Below are 6,804 nucleotides of genomic sequence, written 5' to 3'. Positions count from 1 at the left end.
AGATAGCTCATGTTGTGCTCCCGGTACTATCAGATAAATGCTGTTGTGTGGATTTTATGCTATTTTAGCGGGTCTGACTTGAGCGCCAAATACTATAAAGAAAACAGATGGCTGATAACAAACAAACGGATAAACTGGTTGACCGTTTCGGTCGCACAGTAGATTACATTCGTATCTCTGTAACGGATCGTTGTGATTTTCGCTGCGTGTACTGTATGGCTGAGGAGATGACATTTCTTCCTCATGCGCAAGTGTTGACCCTGGAAGAGATTGAGCAGGTTGCTACGGCTTTTGTTTCTCTGGGCGTAAAGAAAATCCGCCTCACCGGTGGTGAGCCACTGGTCCGTCGTGAAGTGATTAAACTGATCCAGGCTGTTGGTGATCTGGATGCAGAACTGGCTATTACCACTAATGGTTCACAACTCGAATCGATGGCGCCTCAGCTAAAAGCTGCGGGTGTTAATCGCTTGAATGTCAGTATCGATAGCCTGCGAGAAGATCGTTTTAAAGAGATGACCCGTATCGGGAAGTTGCCGAAGGTAATGGCGGGCATCGATGCGGCAGTGGCCGAAGGCTTTGATCGGATTAAGCTGAATGCGGTGGTGATGAAAGGCCGCAATGATGATGAAGTGCTGGATCTGGTTGATTACGCACGTAGTAAAGGGATTGATGTCAGCTTCATCGAAGAGATGCCGTTGGGCAATATCTCTGAACATGATCGGGCTGAGGTCTACTGTTCCAGTGACGAGGTGCGTGAAATCATCGAGCAACGTTACGCTCTTCAGCCGACTACCGAGCGTACTGCTGGTCCATCACGCTATTACCGGATGGCTGATAGCGAAAGCCGGGTTGGTTTTATCTCTCCTCATAGTCACAATTTCTGCTCCGAGTGTAATCGTGTTCGCGTAACAGTCGAGGGGCGTTTGTTGCTTTGTCTTGGTAACGAACATTCTGTGGATCTGCGTGCCACTCTACGCCGTTATCCGGGTGATATGGAAAAATTGCGTCAGGTGATCATTGATGCGATGGATCTGAAACCGGAAAAACATGAATTTGATCTGGATGATGAGCCTCAGATCGTCCGTTTTATGAATATGACGGGTGGCTAGCCAACACCCGTTACTTACCTTTGCTTTTCTAAGGAACCTTCCATGTCTCATACTCCTGCAAATGCTGAATTTATCCCTCTGAATATTGCTGTGCTGACGGTATCGGATACCCGTTCGCTGGAAAATGATACTTCCGGTCAGGCGTTGGTTGATCGTCTGGAATCTGCCGGCCACAAGTTGGGTGCGCGTGAGATTGTGATTGATGATGTTTACCAAATGCGTGCTGTCGCATCTAAGTGGATTGCGGATCCTGAAATCCACGTGATTATCTCCACCGGTGGTACTGGCTTTGCCGGACGTGACTCCACACCTGAAGCGATGCAGCCGCTGTTTGATAAAACCATTGAAGGCTTTGGCGAGTATTTCCGCCAGGTGTCCGCTAGTCAGATTGGTACTTCAACAATCCAGTCCCGTGCCTTGGGTGGTCTGGCTAACGGTACCGTGATGTTCTGTCTGCCAGGTTCTACTGGCGCTTGCCGTACAGGTTGGGATGATGTGATTGCAGAACAGTTAGATCACCGTCACCGCCCTTGTAACTTTGTGACTATGATCTTGAAGCACCGTCAGGATAACGTGTAAGCGTAGAAAAACAGGAGTTTCTTATGGGGTGCTGTGATACTCAGCCTGGACTTATCCCGTTTGATGAAGCGCTGCAGCGTTTACTCAAGGGATCTGACACGGTAGTGGATACAGAAGTGGTTGCATTAGCCGATGCAGCGGGACGAGTTTTGGCAGAGATGCCGAAGGCCAGTGTCTCGGTGCCGCCTGCTGATAACAGCAGCATGGATGGATATGCATTGCATACATCGGATCTATTATCGTCCGAAACAGCGCTGGTGGTCAGTCAGCGAATTCCTGCAGGATCTGCTCCAAAACCTCTGCAGTCTGGCACTTGTGCGCGTATTTTCACGGGAGCTGAAATTCCTGAAGGCGCCAATGCGGTTGTTATGCAGGAAAATGTCCGTCTGGAAGAAGATAAAGCTGTTTTCGGTGCGGCGGTCCGTGCAGGAGAGAATATCCGTCGCATGGGTCAGGATATCCAGGCGGGTGCTGAAATCCTGACTGTGGGTACCCGTCTACAGCCTGCTGATCTGGGAATGCTGGCATCTGTGGGTTTGTCGGAAATCAAAGTTTTTAAGCGCCTCAAGGTCGCTATTCTATCCACCGGTGATGAACTGGTAGAGCCTGGTTTGCCACTTGAATCAGGTCAGATCTATAACTCGAATCGCTATATTCTTACTGGCTTATTGCATGCTTTGGGCATGGAAGTAGTGGATCTGGGCTGTGTTAAAGATACCCGTGAATCGACCCTGGAAGCTTTGAAAGCTGCAGCTGATAGTGCAGATGCGATTATCAGTACGGGTGGTGTCTCCGTAGGGGAAGAGGATCACGTTAAAGGTGCTGTTGAAGAGCTGGGTTCACTGGATATGTGGAAGATCCGCATTAAGCCAGGTAAGCCCGTTGCCTACGGTAAAGTTATCGATACTCCGTTTATCGGTTTGCCAGGTAACCCGACATCAACACTTATCACTTTCTGCTTATTGGGCCGTCCTTGTCTGATGGGCCTACAAGGTATGAATTATGAAGCTCCGCTTCAGGTCCCTGTTAAAGCAGGCTTTGAGCGTAAGCGAGCGATTCAGCGTCAGGAATACCTTCGTGTTCGCCTTGAGAATGGCGTGGTTACTCCATTTTCTAATCAGAGCTCAGGTGTTCTTACATCGGCTAGCTGGGCAAACGGCCTGGCAGTGATTCCACCGGAAACAACCATAGCTAAAGGTGATCCGGTTAGTTTCATCCCGCTTTCTGAACTGCTGATTTAGGTATTGTTTTAAGTCGCTCTGTAGAACAGCTTGATATACACCTGCAGAGCTTTATGGAAAACGGTAGAATACAGCACAATTTTTAGCCTAGTTTTTAGTCTTACCGAGGAACGAATGACAGACCAGCAGGACCCTTACAAAGAGATCAGACCTTATCGAGACGATGAAGTAGCCGATGTTCTGGTCAATATTCTGCATAACGACGAGTTTCTCACTGCGGTAACCAAGTATCAGTTCCCTAAAATGGCGCCCAGCATCGGTTGGCTGCTGAAGCCTTTTGTGCGTATCGCTCTGGCGGCAAAGGTAGGTGAAGTCGATAGTGTTTATGACTTCCAGATGCTGGTGGCGAACTACATGAAGAAGATGATCGCCCGCACGACTACCAAGCTGACATGCAGTGGTATCGATGAACTGGATCCTGAAGAATCCTATCTGTTTGTTTCTAATCACCGTGATATCGCGATGGACCCAGCCTTTGTGAACTGGGTTCGCCATCAATTTGGTATGGATACTGTGCGTATTGCCATTGGTGATAACCTGCTGCGGAAGCCTTATGTATCAGACCTGATGCGTCTCAATAAAAGCTTTATTGTGAATCGCTCTGCTACTGGTCGCGAGATGATGAAAGCGCTAACGCAGTTGTCCTCTTATATAGATCACAGCATTGTGGAAGGCCATTCAATCTGGTTGGCGCAACGAGAGGGGCGGGCAAAAGATGGTAATGATGCTACTGATCCAGCCATCCTGAAGATGCTGTATATGGCGCACCGTAAATCGCGTAGCTTTGCTGAACAGTCCAAGCGCCTGAATATTGTACCGGTGTCTATCTCTTATGAATTTGATCCTTGTGATTACCTGAAAGCGAATGAGCTGCATGCTAAAGCATCTGAAGGTGGTTACGAGAAATCCCAGTACGAAGATATCGCCAGTATTGTGAAAGGCATTACTGGAAACAAGGGTCATGTGTATGTCAGCTTTGGTGATCCGATAGAGCAGGATTTTGAAACACCTGAAGAGTTGGCTGCTGAGATAGATCGTCAGATTATCGAGGGCTATCACCTGCATCCGTCCAATTTGCTGGCTGCAGGCCAGGACGAAGGTATCAGTGAAGAGGATAAGCGGGCGTTTGCGGCCCGTATCGATCAGGTTTCTGGTGGAGCGCAGGATATTTTACGCCAGATGTATGCAAATCCGGTTATTAATCAACAGAAGTTACATAAACAACAGGAATCATCATGAGCCGTCTGACCCATCTCGACGACCAGGGCAACGCCAATATGGTGGATGTCTCTGAAAAGCAGGTGACTTTTCGTGAAGCAATCGCCTATGCCGAAGTAGAAATGCTTCCGGAAACGCTGCAGCTGATTACTGAAGGTGGCCATAAGAAAGGCGATGTTCTGGCTGTTGCACGTATCGCAGGTATTCAGGCAGCTAAGCGTACCAGTGAGCTGATTCCTCTGTGTCACCCATTGATGCTGAGCAAAGTGTCTGTTGATCTTGAGCCTAATGCAGAACGTAATGTGATCGAGATTACTGCCGTTTGTAAGTTAGCTGGACAGACAGGTGTTGAGATGGAGGCGCTAACAGCTGCTTCTGTTGCTGGTCTGACAATCTACGATATGTGTAAAGCGGTAGATAAAGGAATGGTGATCAGTTCCGTAAAATTGCTTGAGAAAAAAGGCGGCAAGAGCGGTCACTGGAAAGTGGAGAAATAATATGCTGAAGCTGGTCTACTTTGCGAGTTTAAGAGAGCGTCTTAGCCTTGATAGTGAAAGCCTTGAGCAGCCTGAAGGTGTGACTACAGTTGCTGACTTGATCGATTATCTGGTTGCTGAGCGTGGAGAGATTTGGCAGCAGGTGCTACAGGATGCTCAGGTTCTGGCTGCGGTTAATCAAGAGATGTGTGACTTTGATCAGGGGATTACCTCCGGTGATGAGGTGGCGTTCTTTCCTCCGGTAACGGGAGGTTAATGTGTCTGAGTTTAAGACAACGCCTCTGGGTACCGTTCGCGCTGCATTCTACTATCTGGGCTTTTATCTGCTCACCATCGTTTACGCTTCTATCTGCCTATTGTTGTCCCCGCTATTCGATTTTAGAGGGCGCTTTAAGTTGGTGACCGGCATCAACTTCTTTTATATGTTCTGGTTGCGTGTGTGCTGTGGTCTGGGTGTTAAGGTTACCGGCCGAGAGAATCTGCCAGAAGAGGGTTCCTATGTGGTTGTGGCTAACCACTCCAGTGAGTGGGAAACTCTTTACCTGCAGACGTTGGTACGTCCTCAGTGCACTGTGCTTAAAAAAGAGCTGCTGAAAATTCCGTTCTTTGGTTGGGCGTTAGGCTTGCTCAAGCCAATTGCTATTGATCGTAGTCAGCGCCGTGGGGCTCTCAAGCAGCTGCTTACAGAAGGGAAATCTCGCCTTGAAGAAGAGATTCCGGTAATTATTTTCCCTCAGGGTACCCGTGTTCCTGTAGGTAAAATGGGGAAATTTAATAAAGGCGGTGCGATGCTGGCGCTAAGCGCTGGAGTGCCTGTAATTCCGATGATTCATGATGCGGGTCACTACTGGCCTGGAAAGAGCTTTGCCAAGAAGCCGGGTACTGTTCAGGTGCATATCGGCGAACCTATTCCGGTTGAAGGTCGTAGCGTTGATGAGATCCATCAGGATATGGTGGAATGGCTCGAGAAGCATATGCAGGAGCTTAAGCTGATCTGAGCTACAAGCTACAAGCTACAAGCTACAAGCTACAAGTGAAGCGCTCTTAGCGGCGTGGAAAAAATCAGACATAAAAAAACCGCCATCTGGCGGTTTTTTTATGCTTAGCTCAAATGCTTACGCGTCTAGTTTTTCAAATACCAGCGTAGCGTTTGTGCCGCCGAAACCGAAGCTGTTAGACATAACACGCTTCAGATCTACATTTTCCTGCTTCTCTGTAGCGATCGGCATACCTTCCGCTTCTGGATCTAGCTCTTCGATGTTAGCTGATGCAGCGATGAAGTTATTTTCCTGCATGATCAGAGAGTAGATAGCTTCCTGTACACCAGCTGCACCCAGAGAGTGACCGGACAGAGACTTGGTAGAAGTAACTGTTGGCATCTTGTCGCCGAAAGTTTCTTTCATTGCTTTCAGTTCCTGCATGTCACCAGCAGGAGTAGATGTGCCGTGTGCGTTGATGTAGTCGATATCGCCATCAACTGTAGACATTGCCAGTTCCATGCAGCGTGCAGCGCCTTCGCCTGATGGAGCAACCATGTCGTAACCATCGGAAGTTGCACCGTAGCCTACCAGTTCAGCGTAGATCTTAGCGCCACGTGCTTTAGCGTGTTCCAGTTCTTCGATAACCAGTACGCCTGCACCGCCAGCGATTACAAAACCATCACGGTTAGCATCGTATGCGCGGGAAGCTTTTTCTGGTGTTTCATTGTACTTGCTGGACAGAGCGCCCATTGCGTCAAACATTGCTGTCTGAACCCAGTGAAGTTCTTCGCCGCCGCCGGCAAATACGATATCCTGTTTACCTAGCTGGATCTGTTCCATCGCGTTACCGATGCAGTGAGCGCTGGTAGCACATGCAGAAGTGATGGAGTAGTTAACGCCTTTAATCTTAAAAGGTGTTGCCAGACAAGCTGATACAGTAGAACCCATAGTACGGGTAACTCGGTAAGGGCCTACGCGCTTAACGCCTTTCTCGCGAGTGATATCGGCAGTATCAACAATGTTTTCGGCAGAAGCACCACCAGAGCCTACAACAAGGCCGGTACGTACGTTAGAAACCTGATCTTCAGCCAGATTAGAATCTGCGATAGCTTCCTTCATTGCGATGTAAGTGTATGCAGCGGCATCACCCATGAAACGTAACAGCTTGCGATCGATTTGT

8 protein-coding genes are annotated in these 6,804 nt (G+C 48.6%); 7 read left to right on the top strand and 1 reads right to left on the bottom strand.

Annotation, left to right across the window (positions count from 1 at the left end; all coding sequences use genetic code 11):
* The first annotated feature begins 107 nt into the window (after positions 1-107).
* From moaA to GY843_RS03975, 7 genes are all read left to right on the top strand, one after another.
* Positions 108-1,109: a GTP 3',8-cyclase MoaA gene (gene moaA / locus GY843_RS04005; protein WP_297306769.1), complete on the top strand. Its 1,002-nt coding sequence runs from the start codon at positions 108-110 to the stop codon at positions 1,107-1,109.
* A gap of 42 nt (positions 1,110-1,151) precedes the next feature.
* Complete coding sequence (moaB, locus tag GY843_RS04000; RefSeq protein WP_297306767.1) at positions 1,152-1,688, top strand: molybdenum cofactor biosynthesis protein B; 537 nt, start codon at positions 1,152-1,154, stop codon at positions 1,686-1,688.
* A gap of 23 nt (positions 1,689-1,711) precedes the next feature.
* Positions 1,712-2,929, top strand: coding sequence for a gephyrin-like molybdotransferase Glp (glp, locus tag GY843_RS03995; protein WP_297306765.1), 1,218 nt, complete (start codon positions 1,712-1,714; stop codon positions 2,927-2,929).
* 114 nt (positions 2,930-3,043) lie between these two features.
* The gene (locus tag GY843_RS03990; RefSeq protein ID WP_297306763.1) at positions 3,044-4,168 is read left to right on the top strand and encodes a 1-acyl-sn-glycerol-3-phosphate acyltransferase; all 1,125 of its coding nucleotides are present in this window, start codon (positions 3,044-3,046) and stop codon (positions 4,166-4,168) included.
* Entirely contained in the window at positions 4,165-4,644 is a 480-nt protein-coding gene (gene moaC / locus GY843_RS03985; protein ID WP_297306761.1) for a cyclic pyranopterin monophosphate synthase MoaC, read from the top strand. The genes GY843_RS03990 and moaC overlap by 4 nt, the downstream gene beginning before the upstream one ends.
* A gap of 1 nt (position 4,645) precedes the next feature.
* Positions 4,646-4,900, top strand: a complete 255-nt coding sequence (gene moaD, locus GY843_RS03980) for a molybdopterin converting factor subunit 1 (RefSeq protein WP_297306758.1) — start codon at positions 4,646-4,648, stop codon at positions 4,898-4,900.
* 1 nt (position 4,901) lies between these two features.
* Positions 4,902-5,642, top strand: coding sequence for a 1-acyl-sn-glycerol-3-phosphate acyltransferase (locus tag GY843_RS03975; RefSeq protein WP_297306756.1), 741 nt, complete (start codon positions 4,902-4,904; stop codon positions 5,640-5,642).
* A 117-nt stretch (positions 5,643-5,759) separates the two neighbouring features.
* Here the strand turns inward: GY843_RS03975 and fabB are convergent.
* On the bottom strand, positions 5,760-6,804 hold a 1,045-nt coding region (gene fabB, locus GY843_RS03970), incomplete at its 5' end, for a beta-ketoacyl-ACP synthase I (RefSeq protein ID WP_297306754.1).

Source organism: Neptuniibacter sp. (genome assembly GCF_024231755.1).
Classification (GTDB): Bacteria; Pseudomonadota; Gammaproteobacteria; order Pseudomonadales; family Balneatricaceae; genus Neptuniibacter.
Note: the sequence above shows the minus strand (reverse complement) of the source record. Positions and strands in the feature narration are given on the sequence as shown.